Origin of the sequence: Psychrobacillus glaciei, from assembly GCF_008973485.1 — a bacterium.
GTDB classification, from domain to species: domain Bacteria; phylum Bacillota; class Bacilli; order Bacillales_A; family Planococcaceae; genus Psychrobacillus; species Psychrobacillus glaciei.
This window is the reverse complement of the sequence record NZ_CP031223.1, coordinates 1,693,809-1,709,900: the sequence shown is the minus strand read 5'-3', so window position 1 is coordinate 1,709,900 and position 16,092 is coordinate 1,693,809. Positions and strand designations below refer to the sequence as shown.

Genomic DNA, 16,092 nt, shown 5'->3' with positions numbered 1-16,092 from the left:
GCTTTTTCGCAGTAAAAACATTTCTACTGCGAAAAGCTCTTTCTATTATGGATATAATCTGTTTAATAAACGAGGGAAAGGAATGGACTCACGAACATGTTCCGCTCCGCTTAGCCATGCAACTGTTCTCTCTAATCCAAGTCCAAATCCTGAATGTGGTACTGATCCTTGTTTGCGAAGCTCTAAATACCAAGCATATGCGGATTCATCTAAACCGTGTTCTGCAAGGCGTTGTTTTAATAATTCATAGTCATGGATACGTTCTGAACCACCAATGATTTCACCATATCCTTCTGGAGCAATTAAGTCTGCACATAAAACTACGTCATCTCTGTCTGGATGTGGTTGCATATAGAATGGCTTAATACCTATCGGATAATGCGTAATGAAAACTGGCTTGTCATAACTTTCTGCAATCGCAGTTTCATGTGGTGAACCAAAATCGTCTCCCCATTTGATATCATCAAAGCCTTTTTCATGAAGAAACTTGATGGCATCATCGTATGAAATACGTGGAAATGGCGCTTTAATATTTTCAAGTTTTGACACATCTCTACCTAACCGTTCTAATTCCAATGTACAGTTTTTCAATACTGCTTGTGCAATAAATTCTACATATTGCTCTTGAACTTCTAGATTTTCTTCAAATTCAACGAATGCCATCTCTGGTTCGATCATCCAGAATTCGATTAAATGACGACGTGTTTTTGACTTTTCTGCACGGAATGTAGGACCGAATGAAAAAACTTTTCCAAGAGCCATCGCAGAAGCTTCCATATACAATTGACCTGATTGAGAAAGGTATGCGTCCTCATCAAAATATTTAGTATGAAATAGTTCAGAAGTACCTTCCGGAGATGACCCTGTTAAAATTGGTGGGTCCATTTTAACAAACCCATTATCATTAAAAAACTCATATGTAGCTCGAATTATTTCATTACGAATTTTCATAATGGCATGTTGTTTTCTTGAACGTAACCATAGATGACGATTATCCATTAAAAATTCTGTACCATGTTCTTTAGGTGTGATTGGAAAGTCCACTGCTGCATGAATCACTTCAATTTCTTTAATTTGTAATTCATATCCAAATGAAGAACGCTCATCCTTTATAATCTCACCCATTACATACATAGATGTTTCTTGTGTTAACCCTTTAGCAGTTTGGAAAATTTCTTCTCCAACTTCTTCTTTTACTACAACACCTTGTACAAATCCAGATCCATCACGTAATTGTAAAAATGCAATTTTACCACTTGAACGCTTGTTAGCAAGCCATGCACCAAGTTTCACTGTTTCGCCCACATGTTTTGCCATATCTTTAATCATAATTTTTTTCATTTTATCCTCCAAAAATTTAAAAGTTTCGTTATAAATTAGATATTCGTTTCCACCAGTCTCCGTTATCAAATAATAAGTATACATAACTTAGTTTATTATCTTTGTTAATGAACGAAATTTCCCATACTGGTCCTACTTCTTCTACTCCAAGTTTTACATGTAATAATTTACTGATTTTTTCATCCTTATTTGCTAATTCCATTGCCTGTTCTTTTGTTATTCCGTCTTTGAAATTAACTTCCATTAACGGATCATCTGTTTTCTTTTCAGGAATAAAAAAAGCTTTTGCTTCCCCTTTAGCGGTCTTACCAATGACTGTGTGGTAAGAAATATTGCTATTATAAACATACGAATCATTGATTTGGGATAACAAATTATTATGTAATACATATGTTTCGGCATCATCACTAGCAGCTTTAAATGGCGCTTTTGCTTGAAAGTAAATAAGTAGGCTAAGAATAAGCGTAAGACCAATCAAAAAAGTAACAATAAACAGAATCCATCGTTTTAAAGCCATCTGTTAAGTCCTATAAATAGTAAATACAGCTTTTTCTTTTTGTTGCTTATCTAGCGCTAATCCGAACATTAAATCTTGCTCTTTTAATGTTCGATTTAATTGATCAACTATTTTGTATAAGTCATTTTGGTAATTGACTGTAACCGTTGATAGCACTTCAATTTTATTTTCCATATTTCTAACCTACTTTCTAAAACTATGCTTACTTAGTATACCAATTTTCAAGCTCTAAGACCATATTTTCTAGCGATACTTTCTTTACAGGAATATTAGGAATGGCTTGTAAAAAGTCTCTGCCATAAGATTTAGTTTCAATCCTCCTATCTAACACGATAAATACCCCCTTATCGGAAGATGAACGGATTAAACGACCAAACCCCTGTCTAAATCGAAGAACTGCTTCAGGTAAGGAATATGCAGTAAAAGGGTTTTGACCATTCATGGTAAGTAACTCAGCTCTCTTTTTGAATATAGGATCGTCCGGGGAAGAGAACGGAAGCCTCACCATGATGATTACAGACAACGCATCTCCAGGAACATCGACACCTTCCCAAAAACTATTCGTACCAAATAAGACAGATTTCGAAAACCGTTGGAATGATTTTAATAATCGCATTCTACTTCCCGAGGACATGCCTTGTGCAAATAGCATATAATCATCTAGTAACTTTGTATCTTGAATCAAGTCCACTGTTTTTCTCAGCATATCTTGAGAAGTAAACAATACAAAACATCTACCTTCTGTAACAAGTACTGTTTGAACAATAGCTTCTGCCACTGATTCAATGTAATGACTTTGTGAAACATGTTGAATTTCCGGCATGTCCTCAATAATTAATAGTTCTGCACCATTATAATAGTCAGCCGAAGTTTTAAATGAACAAATTTCTATTTTTTCGTGTAAACCAAGCTGAGAAGTAATGAAATGTCTATTCGAAGGTACAGAAAGAGTTCCTGAAGTCCAAATTACTGCTCCCGCAGACCTTAAAGGATTTAATGCATGCTTAATATCATTCTGATAGTTGAGTGGTCTTTTAATAATTGTAAGACTACCTGGTATGCTTCTTGTATCAATTTCTAACCACTTCGCTTCAATCGACTCTTCTTGTAAAAAAATTTCATCCCACTCAGCTACTTTTATCTCAAGCTCGCGTATCCAATATTCCCATTCATTCAAAATAATTGGCGCAACCGCTTCCTCTTTCATTGAATAGGAATGAATGATGGATTTTGCTGATAGGATAAAAGTTTGGATAGAAAGTGCAACTTTACGAAAAAGCGATTCATTTAAATGTAAATCATCTAACAAAATTGTTCTTTTTGTATTTTTAGAGCGATTTTTTGCGTGTTGAACAGAATTGATAATATAAGAAACCGTTTCATCGAATATATTAACTATTCCTACAAATTCTTTTTCTAGCCGGATGCGTAAAGGCAATGGTATATGAATGATCGACAACTTATACAGTAGCTGTTCTGTATCTAAGGTCCCAAACTGACCCAGAATGTATTTCCAATTTGTGTATGAAAAAATACGTTCTTTTCTAGACATACTTGCATGAATAAATTGATGAGCCTCATCAATAATTGTTGCGCATCCCTTAGCTAATAATCGAAATTCTCGGTCTTGATCCGCCAATATCATGGCATGGTTAGTAACTATAATATTACAATTTCCACTTTTCTGAATCGCTCGCTCATAAAAATCAACTACTTCCGATTCTTCTGATTTGAATGGAACGGCTCTTCTGATCTTTTCTACAAATAATTGCCCACCACCAGATACATTTAACTCTGTTAAATCTCCTTCGTCTGTAAGCGTTAGCCAAACTAAAATCTGCATAATTGTAAAAGTTTCATCATACGATTCATCTTCCAGTTGAAGATGTTGCCAAAAACGATACAAATCAATATAATGATGCATTCCTTTTAGCTTCGCAACTCTCGTTTTCACGCCTAAAACTTCATCCAGTTTAGGTATTTCTTCTTGCACTAATTGATCGATTAAATGAGTTGTATATGTACTTATAATTACCGGTTTTTGTGTTTCCATTGCATAGATGGCTGCTGGAAGTAAATATCCTAAAGTTTTTCCTATTCCTGTCTCTGCTTCACAAACAATTTCCTTTTTTTCTTGCAAAGTAAAGTGAATAGTATCCATTAATTCAAATTGCGCAGGACGCTCTTCAAAAAGTGGAAAGCCATTTTGGAATAGCTTTAACTTTGATAGTTTCTCTAGCGGATAACTTCGGTTTATGGGACCAATATCTTTCTCTTCTTCCATCTGTTTTAATGGAATTTTACGATACATTGGATATTCATTCGGTTCGTACTTCAATCTTTTAGTAGATAATACTTCAAAGAAAAGCAACGATAAGTTAGATTTCAAATGAAACGATCTTTTATGTAATAATTCAATCGTGCGAAGTGGTAAATGTGATAGCTGCTCGATACATTTTAATAACAAATATGCGGTAGCGAGTGCATCATCATCGGCTCTATGCGCCATTTGCAAGTCAATTTGTAATTCAGATGCTATATCTTGAAGCTTATAGCTATATAAATTAGGAAACATTAACTTTGTAAATTCGACCGTATCCATTGTTTTACAAATTAATTTTGGCAGACCTACTCTTTTTAACTCGCTTTGTAAAAAAGTAAGATCAAAATGAATATTATGTGCAACAAAAATGTGATCTTGTAGCATGTCTAATATTTCGGATCCAACTTCTTCAAACAAAGGTGCATTTACCACATCTTCATTCTTAATCTTTGTTAGATCTTGGATGAAAAGAGGAATCGATTTTTCCGGATTAATAAATGTAGAAAAAGTATGTACGACTTTATAATTATTAATAAATACAATTGCAAGTTGAATAATACGATCACCACTAGAAGATGAATGGCCTGTTGTTTCGATATCTACAACTGCATATTTATGATTTTCCATCATCCCTCAACTCACAATTCTTATATTCTAAAAAAATTGTACCACATCCATTTAATATTCACTAAAATTTTACTACCAAAACCGTACTTTTAATTTAAAAAAGGAGCAGCATTGTAAGCTAACTCCGTTTTTAATATGTGCCATCAAGTATGCTAATTATCCATTTCCTACTATTTGATAAAACAAGATGATAGTTTACAATTTTACGTTTCAGTTCGCTTTTTAGATATACTGCGTCTTAGTAACCGCTAGGATTTCCGCTCTAGGCGGGCGCTTTCCGAGGGGGGAGCGATGAGCCAGCACCGTCGCATGCGCGCCGTTTGTGCTGTCTCATCTGTCTCCCTGATCCCTTCGGAGTCGCCACCTGCCGCTGCAATCCAGCATATTTGCTAACTATTCAGCGTCACTATTCACTTTTTAACCTTAACTATATTATCTAAAATAAAATCCAATAAATAGGTGAAAGCAACTACTTTCTCTTAATAAAGCCTAAACTTTGCATTAGATTATAAGTCTCCATTGAAAATCCTCCGTATGTTGCGAATTATTTATTGGGGATAATATCCGGATAAGTAGAGTGGATAATTTCGCCATTGTGCAACATTACCGAATAGTTAGCAAGTTTACTTGGGATTGTAGCGACAGGGCGGCGACTCCTACCGGATGAGTGGGCAAATGAGACTTCACAACGAACGCGTAGCGGCGGTGAAGGCTCATCGCTCACCCGGTGGAAGGCGTCCGCCCTGCAGCGAAAATCCCAGCGGCAAGTTTCTTACGACGCATTTTATCTACAGTATGACCGTAACTAATCGTACATTAACCTAATATATTAGTTGAAAAAAATTGGTCAATTATCAGTAATGATGTGCCATATTAGAAACTGAACTCTACATGATAGTCGCTTCTGGTTCATAATGTATAATTTGTTTAATCGTATTGTTTTCATTCATAATAGCAACAGTTGGTTGATGTGATTGCGCTTCTTCGTTCATCACATATGCATAAGAAAGAATAATGACGATATCTCCTCGTTGAACAAGACGGGCAGCCGCACCATTTACACAAATAACACCGCTACCTCTTTCTCCAGCGATAATATATGTTTCAAACCGTGCCCCATTATTGTTATTTACAATATGCACTTTTTCATTTGGTAACATTCCAACAGCATCTAAAATATTTTGATCAATCGTAATACTTCCTACATAATTTAAATCTGCTTCCGTGACAACTGCACGGTGAATTTTACTATTTAACATCATACGTAACATAAATTACACTCCTTTTACATCAACAATAATATTATCTATTAATCGAGCATTTTCGAAAAATACTGCTGTTGCGAACAAGATCTGTTCTGCATCATTTAAATCTGCTTGTAGGTTTGGGTATGCTAGCGCTTCCAAATAATCTATCTTACCAGAAGTATTTTGTTCGATAAAAGCCTTACCTTTAGCAAGTGCTTCCTGTATATCCTTCGATTCTCTCCAAGTTTCCGTAGCAATCGTTATTGCTTTATATATATTGACAGATTCTGCTCTTTCCTTTTCACTTAAAAATACATTTCGAGAACTTTTCGCCAACCCATCAGCTTCTCTAACTGTGGAAACTCGTTCAATTTGTACAGGGAAGTTATAAGCATTCACGAATGTCTCGATAATCGCAAGTTGTTGCGCATCTTTTTGGCCAAAATAAGCTTTTGTTGGTTGGACCAAATGAAATAACTTTGTAATTACTTTTAAGACACCATCAAAATGTCCAGGTCTACTTTCCCCACATAGCTTTGTAGAAAGTTCACCTGCATGAATCGTAATACCACTTTCGAATGGATACATTTCATTTACAGTAGGAACAAAAAGGACATCTACTCCAGCTTTTGCCGCCAGTTCTGTATCATGTTCGATATCTCTTGGATAGCGATCCAAATCTTCATTTGGACCAAATTGTGCTGGGTTTACAAAGATGCTTGAAACGACTAGGTCATTTTCTTTTCTGGCTCTATTTAACAGTGCTAAATGGCCTTCATGTAGATATCCCATTGTCGGCACAAGCCCAATTGTTTTTTCTTTATTGCTATATAAAAAGTTTTGTAAATCATTAATTGTTTGAATTGTTTTCATGATTTCCTCCGTACAATTGTTGAAGTTGATCTTCTTTCATGGTAAATTGATGCTTTTCTGCTGGAAATTCTTCATTTTTCACATCTTGCACATATTGTGTAATTCCATCTGCAATAGAAGTCCCAACATTTGCATATTCCTGAACAAATTTCGGAATATGATGCGTTCCGTATTTAACCATGTCATGAAAAACTAACACTTGACCATCCGCTCTTACACCAGCTCCAATTCCAATTGTAGGAATTGTTAATGCTGCTGAAACTTTTTCTGTCAGTTGATGTGGAATACATTCTAGAACTACTGCACAAGCACCTGCTTCTTCACATTTTTTCGCATCATCTATTAGTTTCTCTGCAGCAGCTGCAGTTTTACCTTGTACTTTATAACCACCTATCACTCCAGCAGATTGCGGAAGTAACCCAAGATGAGCAACTACTGGTATACCTGCAGAAGTTAACTTTTGTATCACAGTTATTACTTCATCTGCGCCTTCTACTTTTACTGCTTGAGCATTCGTTTGTTGCATAATATTTACTGCGTTAGCAAGTGTTTGATTTAGTGAGCCATGAAATGTCCCAAAAGGCATATCTACCACTAAAAAAGTATTTGGTGCTCCTCTTCTTGCAGCTTTTCCATGATGAATCATATCATCCATTGTCACAAGTACAGTGGAATCATATCCAAGCACAACCATCCCAACGGAATCTCCTACTAAAATCATGTCTACGCCAGCTTGTTCTGCAAATTTAGCAGATGGATGATCATAAGCTGTTACCATTGCAATCTTTTCGTTATTCTTCTTCATGTCTACAAAATTACTAGTTGATTTCAATTTTACTCCTCCTCTTTTTGGGAGAAGAAAACCAGTAAAAGCCCTTCAATCCGATAGTGGACAGAAGGGCAGAAAATGTCTAATGTAGGTTTTCTCCGTCCCTGTCAAAGCGTGATCAAGGCAGACTATTTATTTGTGTACAGAATGTGACAGGTGCAGTTCGATTAAGATACTACCCTTCGCATATAGATTAACAGAATACTGCTTAATAGTCCAAATTATTATTTGTTCTATTAGTTATGCATTGGTGTACTTGCAAAATTGCAGCAACTGCATCATGTTAAATGAATATCCGCAGAGTATATACCACGTATCTCTCCATCATCCAGTCTTAACTGTAGTACACCATCATTTGAAATGCCAATTGCAGTTCCTTCTAAAGTTTCTCTTAATAGGATTGCTCGAATTCGCTTTCCTATTGTACAACTATAGCTTTCCCAGAGTAATTTTATAGGTTCAAACCCATTTTCGACATACATATTTGTATACTTTTCTAAATAGTATAGGATCTTAGCTACTAAAGCAGCACGATTAATGTCATTTCCTGTTTCTATTTTTAATGAAGTCGCAATCGATTGAATCGATTGCTCGAATGACTCGAGTTCCTGGTTTACATTAACCCCAATTCCAATAATAATGGATTGAACTCGATCCATATCCGCTTGAAGCTCGGTTAATATACCAGTTACTTTTTTCCCATTCATCAATAAATCATTAGGCCATTTTATCTCTGGAGCACTCCCAGTCAAATCTTCCATTGCTTTTGTAATGGCAACTGCTGAAACAAGCGTAAATTGGGGTGCCATATGTGGACTTATTTCAGGACGAATGATGACACTCATCCAAATTCCATTATTTGCAGAAGAATCCCATACTCGTTCTAATCTTCCTCTACCGGCAGTTTGCTCTTCCGTAATTACAACCGTACCATGTGGAGCCCCTTCCCTAGCCTTCTCTGCAGCAATATTTTGAGTAGAATCGCAAACTGGATAATATAAAATGTTATGGCCTAACTGAGCCGTCTCTAAATAAGAAGTTATTCTTTCTTTGGAAACTATATCTGGAATAGAAAGTAGAATATATCCTTTTTTCTTTACAGCCTCAATCACATAACCTTCTAATTCTAAAGCTTTTAGATGCTTCCAAATCATTGTACGAGAAATAGATAATTCATCTGCTAATTTTTGGCCTGAGATTGGCTCTCCTTTTGCAGATAGTAGTTGGGACAGAATCTTTTCTTTAATTGTCATATTCACGAAAATACCATTCCTTTAACTGTGCTCGTTCATTTTCAACTTGTCCATTAACAATCGCTATTGTTAACTTCTCTAAGACTTCTTTTATCCATGGTCCTCTTTTCTCTTGTTTCCATTCCATTAATTCATTTCCGTTGACAGCAATTTCTCTGGAAGATGCAATTGGTATCGCTGCTTTTAAACGTTGAATGTCATTATTTTCATAAGGAGTATTCATATCCAAAATGATTTCAGCATAATAGGCAGCTGCTATTAATATCTCTTCATTAAATTGAAAAATGTCATAAGCCGTCCAATGTCCTTTTTTAAGCTTTTCTACTGCAAGGAGAACTTGCTTTACATGCATTTTTTCTGCATTCGAGCATTTATAAAAATTTAGTAAGGTATTTATATCGTTTGATTGCTGCATTAGTGCAAAAAATGCCCACCCATTCGCTACATTTTCAAACATTAAAAATCTATTCCATTTATCTAGATATGTTTTCCAATCACCAGGGAAATTTATCGCTAACTTACTCGTCTTAAACAAATGCATACCTTTTCCTACATGATTGCTTGTCCAAATTTTCTCTAATTCTACTTTTACTCTTTCCAGTGAAACACGGTCAATTAATTTATGTTGCATCTCAATAGCTTCTAATGTATTTCCATGCAATGAAAAGTCTAGTTGTGCAGAAAAACGTATAGCCCTTAACATACGGAGTGCATCTTCAGAAAAGCGCTTAAATGGATCACCTACTGCCCGAATAAGTTTCTGTTTAATATCCGCTCTACCATCAAAATAATCAATCAGTTCATCGTTTTTTGTTAATGCCATAGCATTCATTGTAAAATCACGTCTCTGTAGATCTTCTTGTAGAGATCGGACAAACATAACATTATCCGGTCTTCTAAAATCAGAATACGTGTCTTCCGAACGAAAAGTAGTCACTTCAATTGACTCTTTTACAACTACTAATACGGTCCCGTGTTCAATTCCTACATCAATCGTATGTTCAAATAACTGTTTGACTTCGTTCGGTGTTGCATTCGTTGTGACGTCCACATCATTTGCAGAAACTCCTCGAATAAAATCACGAACCGCTCCTCCAACTACATAGGCTTCAAATCCAGCATATTCAAGTTTTTCAATTACTTGATATGCAGCTGGCCACCGATTTTTCATCATGTTATTTTCTCGCCACTCTTTCGTACATCGCTTCATACTGTTCGACAATCTGAGAAGAACTAAAACGCTCTTGAACAATTTGGATAGATGTCTCGCTTAAATTTTTATGTAATAAAGGGTCTCGCAAAATTTTCACACCGTATTCTGCCACTTTTGCAATATCCCCAAGTTCCACTAAGAATCCATTTTCTCCATGTGAAATTACTTCAGGAATTCCACCAACATTTGTTCCAATACAAGGAACTTCGCAAGCCATTGCCTCGAGTAAAACTAAACCAAATGACTCTTTTTGAGATAGCAGTAACATTAAGTCAGAAATGGAATATAACTCAGAAAGATTGTCTTGTTTTCCTAGAAATAATACATCTTTTTCAATTGATTTCCCTTTAACATATTCCATTACAGGATGTTTTTCAGGTCCATCTCCTACTAATAATAATTTCGCAGGAATCTCTTGTCGAATTAGTTCAAAACTTTTCACCACATCTGGAACATGTTTTACTTTTCTAAAATTTGAAACATGAATAATTACTTTTTCATCTGGTCTAATTCCTAGTAATTCCTTTAAATTACCAACATCTTTTTTAGAGTACTCTTCCTCATCTACAAAATTATAAATGGTTTCTATTTCTTTTTTAGGAGCTATTAACTCCACTGTTTGACTTACTAAAGAATCAGAGACTGCAGTAACTATATCTGATTTTTCTATTCCGTAACGAATTGCACCAGATAAAGATGAATCGTCTCCTAAAACCGTGATATCGGTTCCATGCAATGTGGTAACAATACCAATATCCGATTTTGCCATATCTTTTGCAAGTATTGCGCAGACTGCATGAGGAATCGCATAATGCACATGCAGAACATCAAGTCCTTCATCTTCAATAACCTCTGCCATTTTGTTTGCAAGTGCAATATCATAAGGTGCATATTGAAAAACAGAATAGCTGTTTACCTCGACTTGATGATAAGTAATATTCGGATACATTTTATTCAACCGAAAAGGCATACTAGAAGTTATGAAATGTATATCATGCCCTTTTTCAGCAAGCATTTTTCCAAGTTCAGTAGCAATAACTCCCGAACCACCTACTGTAGGGTAACAAGTAATACCAATTTTTAGTTTACGCATTTAATCACTTCCTTAACGAGATCGTCTCTCTTCTAATAATCGCCAATCTAAAAAACCTTCTTCTAATCCCTTTAACAAAATTTCAGCCGTTCCCATGTTCGTCGCAAGCGGTATTTGATATACATCGCAAAGTCTTATTAACGCTGATACATCTGGTTCATGTGGTTGTGAAGTAAGTGGATCTCGAAAGAAAATGACCATATCCATCTCGTTATTGGCAATGGCAGATCCTATTTGTTGATCACCTCCAAGAGGACCCGACTTATATCTAAAAACAGATAATCCAACTTCTTCAATTATTCGCATTCCAGTAGTTCCAGTGGCAAATAAATCATGGTCTTCTAAAATAAGTTTATATGCTGTTACAAATTGGATTAAATCATCCTTTTTTTTATCATGTGCCACTAATGCAATTCTCACTTTACTCCTCCTAAAAAATAAGATTTTCTAAACCATAGATTAGCGTATTCTGCTTCATAACTTCATGGATCGATAACACAATACCAGACATAAATGAAGTGCGGTCAAATGAATCGTGTCGAAGGGTTAATAGCTGCCCTTCTCCTCCAAGAAGCACTTGCTGATGTGCTACTAAACCTGGTAATCGCACGCTATGAATATGCATTCCATTAACATTAGCCCCTCTTGCGCCTTCTATTAACTCTTTTTCATCTGAATGTCCTTGCTCAAAAGCATTTCTTTCCTCATGAATCATTTGAGCCGTTTTAATAGCCGTACCTGAAGGAGCATCTACTTTTTGATCATGATGCATCTCAATTATTTCCACATTCGGTAAATACCTAGCTGCCATTTGTGAAAACTTCATCATAAGTACTGCACCAATTGAAAAATTAGGAGCGATAATACACCCTACTTCTTTTTCCTCCACTTTGTTTCTAATCTCTTCTAATTGTAAATCAGTGAAGCCAGTTGTACCAATAACTGGTCTTACTCCATTCTCTATTGCAGTGATTGTATGCTCATAAACACAAGAAGGCACAGTCAAATCGACTAATACATCCGGTTTCGTTTGATAAATTAGTTCTTTTAATGAAGTGTAGATAGGAATATTATCTCCCAAGAAATCTTCTTCTTTTTTATGGTCTAAAACACTCACTAATAAAAATGCTTTATCTTTTATAAGCGTTTCTACTGCTGCTTTCCCCATTCTTCCCCTTGGCCCTGCTATCGCTACTTTAATAACCACAACTAGTCCTCCTTTTTAGTCCAACGATCTTTATCTCTTGTATTGTATTTTTGTAACACATTCTGTAATGATTCTTCTAAGTTGATACCTTCTGCATTTGCCATACAAATTAATACAAAGAAGAAATCTCCCATTTCATCCGCAAGTGCTTTTTCTACTTCCGTTTTCTTTTTTTTCTTTGTGCCATATTTATGTTGAACTTCTCTAGAAAGCTCCCCTAACTCTTCTGTTAATCTCGCTAACAGTTCCATTGGTGGAAAATAACCTTCCTTAAACTGATTTATATATAAATCTACTTCTTTTTGTAGTTCGGATAATGTTTTATTTTCAGCCATTATTTTCACACTCCTTATCTCATCCTAATAAAAATATACACTGGTTGTCAAAAGCAAACAAATGATTGATAATATTAACTATAGTATATTTATATTAGAGGTGAATTTGTGGGAATAGGTTTAAAACTTAAAAATATAATTTTTATTATTATTGGGTCTGCTATCTATAGTTTTGGTTTTGTGCATTTTAATATGCAAAACCATCTTGGAGAGGGTGGTTTTGCTGGAATAACATTAATCTTATATTTCGTGTTTAAATGGGATGTAGCATTAATGAATCTTATATTGAATATTCCTATGTTTATATTAGGGTGGAAACTATTAGGCAAAAAGGTGTTTGCTTATACGGTTATTGGTACAGTTTCTGTTTCAATATTTTTAAAAATATTCGGCATTTATGAAATACCTATTGGCCTAGAAGATGATATGGTGCTCGTTTCGTTATTCGCTGGTGTATTTGTAGGTGTTGGCTTAGGTATTATTTTTAGATTTGGTGGAACAACTGGCGGGGTTGATATTATTGCCCGTCTTGCTCATAAGTATATCGGTTGGAGTATGGGAAAAACGATGTTTATGTTTGATGCTGTAGTCATACTTTTATCTTGGCTGACGTTTTTAGATGAACGTTCTATGATGTATACCCTTGTTGCTGTATTTGTTGGTGCAAGAGTAATCGACTTTGTACAAGAAGGTGCTTATGCTGCTCGAGGTGCATTTATCATTTCAGAATTACAGGATGAAATTGCTAATCGGATTTCTTTAGAAATGGAACGTGGGGTCACTGTTTTAAAGGGGTATGGTCATTACACTAAAAACGATCGGGAAGTTCTCTATTGTGTAATTGGAAAAAATGAAATCGTTCGTTTGAAGTCTATTATCACTTCTGTCGATCCTCATGCTTTCGTTTCCTTAACTGAAGTCCATGATGTAATGGGGGAAGGTTTTACACTCGATGATGAGAAAAGACCAATAGAATAATAATTCAAGCGTAAGCGACTTTTAGGTGTATCTTGTCTTCACTATTCTAGAGTGCTTTGGACAAAACATGAGCTATACTATTACCGTTGGAATTTTTGTGGATCGTGAAGTGACTGCGTCACTTCACGATCCATTTTATTCGGTAATCTTGTGGCGGCTGTTAGTCCGTCGCCCTCTTGAAATAGGTAGAGACAAGGTACATAAGGTTTGGATAATGAGAGAATAAATCCTTTCCTATTCTTTTAAAAGCGGACGAGAAACAATTTCGTCCGCTCAGCGCTTCTTTATTAATGGATGCTATCTTCTTTTACGTAGATTCCACAAACTCTAATATTATTCCCCATGAATCATGTATGTCTAATACGATAAAAGTATAAGAAAGCGAAAGAGATCAATATTGTGACCATTTTTTGTTCAATTCTTCTTTCCAACAAAATTATTGAGTCTGGAAAATATGAATATAGATGTTTACAATTACTCGAGTTAATTTCATAAATACCATTAAATTAAGTAAAAAACGAACAATACTTAATTTATTGATTTGAACGACAGGTGGCCAACAGGATGTTGGTCACGAAGGCGTTTCCACATCATGTGGCGCTCTTAGCCTTTGTTCCTGTGTGAGACAGATGGGACAACGCGAATGCGGCAGTGAGGGCTCATCGCTCACCCCACGGAAAGCGTCCGCCTATAGCGGAAATCACATCGATTTATAAAGAGAATATTATACATATTCTCGCATTTCACTTAAATACTGTTCTTGTTTTACTAGCATGGGTACAACGATAAAAAGGACCGTCCTTAGTCTTTTCTGACTAAGGACGGTCCTTTTTAATTTCAACTTCTTATTTAATCATTTCTATTCATGCCTGTAAAGATTAAAACTAAACGTAATAATTCAAGAACGGCAACTGCAGTAGCGGCAACATAAGTTAAAGCTGCGGCGCTTAACACTTTTTTCGCATGGCGTTCTTCTTCATTACGAATAATACCTAAAGAAACCATTTGATCCATTGCACGGCTAGAAGCGTTGAATTCTACTGGAAGTGTTACAAATTGAAATACCACCCCAACTGCAAGTAAGACAATACCTAAAAGCAGCATATTACCCATGCTTGCAAAGATACCTATCATTACAAAAATCCAAGATGCGTTGGAAGAGATATTTGCTATGGGTACTAACTTATGTCTTAATGTTAAAAACGAATAAGCTTCTTTATGTTGGATCGCATGTCCAACTTCATGGGCTGCAATTGCTGCACCAGCAACAGATGCCTCGTTATAATTATGGGAAGATAAAGCAACAACCTTTGTCATGGGGTTGTAGTGATCGCTTAAAAATCCTCTACTTTCAATCACTTTTACATCATGTAATCCATTCGCATCTAAAATAGTTCTAGCTACTTGTGCGCCACTCATTCCGGAAGTAGAGCGAACTTTTGAATATTTATTATACGTACTTTTCACTTTCATTTGTGCATATAAAGGCAATAATAAAATTATTGCAAAATACACTATATAAGTACCCAACAAAATTTCCCCCTCTCACTCTATACTATTATATTAAATCGAAATTTAGGTTTCATCAACTTATTAGCTTTGACCTTTTTTGATAATTATAAATAGCGATTAGAATACATGCAATTGACAACCAAAATGTAAAATAACCAATCTGATTAGCATAAATATTTAAGCTTCTGTAAATAGGCATTTGATCAAACACATAATCAATAATATCATTATGAACTGTCCAAATAGAGGCAATCAATATATGTACCCATTTAAATTTGTAGAATGGCATATATAAAATAGCTTGAAGTGCCATTCCAAAGTGAGAAATGACTAACATCCATCCCATCCAACCAATGGATCCTGTTTCTATATATGTCCAAATATTCATAACAACTGCCCACAAGCCATATTTCACAAGTGTAATTAAAGCAAGGACTTCAACAAGCTTCCAATTCTTTTTTAACAGCCATCCCAGTAATGCAATAGTAAAAAATAAACTAGCGGTAGGACTATCAGGAACAAAAATATAAAATATAGGTTTTGTAATAGCGAGTTGAGAGCCATACCAATAGTAACCATATATCGTTCCTAAAAGATTGACAAAAAACAATAGCCACATAAATGATTTATTGTAGAGTACTATTTTCAAAAACATCATCAGTTCTTTCATGAAGCCCTCCATAAATATATGTAGTAAAAAAAGAGTCAGTTTCCTGACTCTTTTTTATGTTTAGCTTCTGCACA

At 35.3% G+C, this 16,092-nt stretch carries 16 protein-coding genes; 1 reads left to right on the top strand and 15 read right to left on the bottom strand.

Features of this window, described 5'->3' with window-relative positions; translation table 11 throughout:
• Positions 1–45 precede the first annotated feature (45 nt).
• The 13 genes from asnS to PB01_RS07650 all read right to left on the bottom strand — a co-directional run bounded on the left by asnS (position 46) and on the right by PB01_RS07650 (position 12,858).
• Entirely contained in the window at positions 46–1,341 is a 1,296-nt protein-coding gene (gene asnS, locus PB01_RS07710; RefSeq protein ID WP_151699670.1) for an asparagine--tRNA ligase, read from the bottom strand.
• Between the two features lie 28 nt (positions 1,342–1,369).
• Positions 1,370–1,858, bottom strand: a complete 489-nt coding sequence (locus PB01_RS07705) for a cell wall elongation regulator TseB-like domain-containing protein (RefSeq protein ID WP_151699669.1) — start codon at positions 1,856–1,858, stop codon at positions 1,370–1,372.
• Between the two features lie 3 nt (positions 1,859–1,861).
• Entirely contained in the window at positions 1,862–2,032 is a 171-nt protein-coding gene (locus PB01_RS07700) for a YpmA family protein (RefSeq protein WP_151699668.1), read from the bottom strand.
• 28 nt (positions 2,033–2,060) lie between these two features.
• Complete coding sequence (gene dinG, locus PB01_RS07695; protein ID WP_151699667.1) at positions 2,061–4,811, bottom strand: ATP-dependent DNA helicase DinG; 2,751 nt, start codon at positions 4,809–4,811, stop codon at positions 2,061–2,063.
• Between the two features lie 884 nt (positions 4,812–5,695).
• Positions 5,696–6,079 (bottom strand): aspartate 1-decarboxylase, encoded by a 384-nt coding sequence (gene panD / locus PB01_RS07690; RefSeq protein WP_151699666.1) that lies wholly within the window; start codon positions 6,077–6,079, stop codon positions 5,696–5,698.
• 3 nt (positions 6,080–6,082) lie between these two features.
• The gene (panC, locus tag PB01_RS07685) at positions 6,083–6,928 is read right to left on the bottom strand and encodes a pantoate--beta-alanine ligase (RefSeq protein WP_151699665.1); all 846 of its coding nucleotides are present in this window, start codon (positions 6,926–6,928) and stop codon (positions 6,083–6,085) included.
• On the bottom strand, positions 6,906–7,760 hold the full coding sequence (panB, locus tag PB01_RS07680) for a 3-methyl-2-oxobutanoate hydroxymethyltransferase (RefSeq protein WP_151699664.1): 855 nt from the start codon (positions 7,758–7,760) through the stop codon (positions 6,906–6,908). Before panB ends, panC begins: the two co-directional genes overlap by 23 nt.
• Before the next feature lie 275 nt (positions 7,761–8,035).
• Positions 8,036–9,010, bottom strand: a complete 975-nt coding sequence (locus PB01_RS07675) for a biotin--[acetyl-CoA-carboxylase] ligase (RefSeq protein ID WP_318837548.1) — start codon at positions 9,008–9,010, stop codon at positions 8,036–8,038.
• Positions 9,000–10,184, bottom strand: a complete 1,185-nt coding sequence (locus PB01_RS07670) for a CCA tRNA nucleotidyltransferase (protein ID WP_192797504.1) — start codon at positions 10,182–10,184, stop codon at positions 9,000–9,002. Before PB01_RS07670 ends, PB01_RS07675 begins: the two co-directional genes overlap by 11 nt.
• A gap of 1 nt (position 10,185) precedes the next feature.
• Entirely contained in the window at positions 10,186–11,316 is a 1,131-nt protein-coding gene (bshA, locus tag PB01_RS07665; RefSeq protein ID WP_151699661.1) for an N-acetyl-alpha-D-glucosaminyl L-malate synthase BshA, read from the bottom strand.
• Positions 11,317–11,328: 12 nt separating this feature from the next.
• Entirely contained in the window at positions 11,329–11,736 is a 408-nt protein-coding gene (gene mgsA, locus PB01_RS07660) for a methylglyoxal synthase (RefSeq protein WP_151699660.1), read from the bottom strand.
• 10 nt (positions 11,737–11,746) lie between these two features.
• A complete protein-coding gene (gene dapB / locus PB01_RS07655; protein ID WP_151699659.1) occupies positions 11,747–12,523 on the bottom strand; it encodes a 4-hydroxy-tetrahydrodipicolinate reductase in 777 nt (258 codons plus the stop codon).
• Positions 12,524–12,525: 2 nt separating this feature from the next.
• Positions 12,526–12,858 (bottom strand): nucleotide pyrophosphohydrolase, encoded by a 333-nt coding sequence (locus PB01_RS07650; protein ID WP_151699658.1) that lies wholly within the window; start codon positions 12,856–12,858, stop codon positions 12,526–12,528.
• A 108-nt stretch (positions 12,859–12,966) separates the two neighbouring features.
• On the opposite strand from PB01_RS07650, the gene PB01_RS07645 reads away from it, so the two are divergent.
• The gene (locus tag PB01_RS07645; protein WP_151699657.1) at positions 12,967–13,836 is read left to right on the top strand and encodes a YitT family protein; all 870 of its coding nucleotides are present in this window, start codon (positions 12,967–12,969) and stop codon (positions 13,834–13,836) included.
• An 849-nt stretch (positions 13,837–14,685) separates the two neighbouring features.
• Here the strand turns inward: PB01_RS07645 and PB01_RS07640 are convergent.
• Both PB01_RS07640 and PB01_RS07635 read right to left on the bottom strand, forming a co-directional pair.
• The gene (locus PB01_RS07640; protein WP_151699656.1) at positions 14,686–15,372 is read right to left on the bottom strand and encodes a zinc metallopeptidase; all 687 of its coding nucleotides are present in this window, start codon (positions 15,370–15,372) and stop codon (positions 14,686–14,688) included.
• 49 nt (positions 15,373–15,421) lie between these two features.
• The gene (locus PB01_RS07635; RefSeq protein ID WP_151699655.1) at positions 15,422–16,018 is read right to left on the bottom strand and encodes a lipoprotein heptaprenylglyceryl N-acetyltransferase LhaT; all 597 of its coding nucleotides are present in this window, start codon (positions 16,016–16,018) and stop codon (positions 15,422–15,424) included.
• Positions 16,019–16,092: the final 74 nt, after the last annotated feature.

Coding starts and splice junctions, on each gene's coding strand:
- asnS (WP_151699670.1), bottom strand. CDS start 1,341: ATGAAAAAAATTATGATTAAAGATATGGCAAAACATGTGGGCGAAACA.
- PB01_RS07705 (WP_151699669.1), bottom strand. CDS start 1,858: ATGGCTTTAAAACGATGGATTCTGTTTATTGTTACTTTTTTGATTGGT.
- PB01_RS07700 (WP_151699668.1), bottom strand. CDS start 2,032: ATGGAAAATAAAATTGAAGTGCTATCAACGGTTACAGTCAATTACCAA.
- dinG (WP_151699667.1), bottom strand. CDS start 4,811: ATGATGGAAAATCATAAATATGCAGTTGTAGATATCGAAACAACAGGC.
- panD (WP_151699666.1), bottom strand. CDS start 6,079: ATGTTACGTATGATGTTAAATAGTAAAATTCACCGTGCAGTTGTCACG.
- panC (WP_151699665.1), bottom strand. CDS start 6,928: ATGAAAACAATTCAAACAATTAATGATTTACAAAACTTTTTATATAGC.
- PB01_RS07675 (WP_318837548.1), bottom strand. CDS start 9,010: ATGACAATTAAAGAAAAGATTCTGTCCCAACTACTATCTGCAAAAGGA.
- PB01_RS07670 (WP_192797504.1), bottom strand. CDS start 10,184: ATGATGAAAAATCGGTGGCCAGCTGCATATCAAGTAATTGAAAAACTT.
- bshA (WP_151699661.1), bottom strand. CDS start 11,316: ATGCGTAAACTAAAAATTGGTATTACTTGTTACCCTACAGTAGGTGGT.
- PB01_RS07650 (WP_151699658.1), bottom strand. CDS start 12,858: ATGGCTGAAAATAAAACATTATCCGAACTACAAAAAGAAGTAGATTTA.
- PB01_RS07635 (WP_151699655.1), bottom strand. CDS start 16,018: ATGAAAGAACTGATGATGTTTTTGAAAATAGTACTCTACAATAAATCA.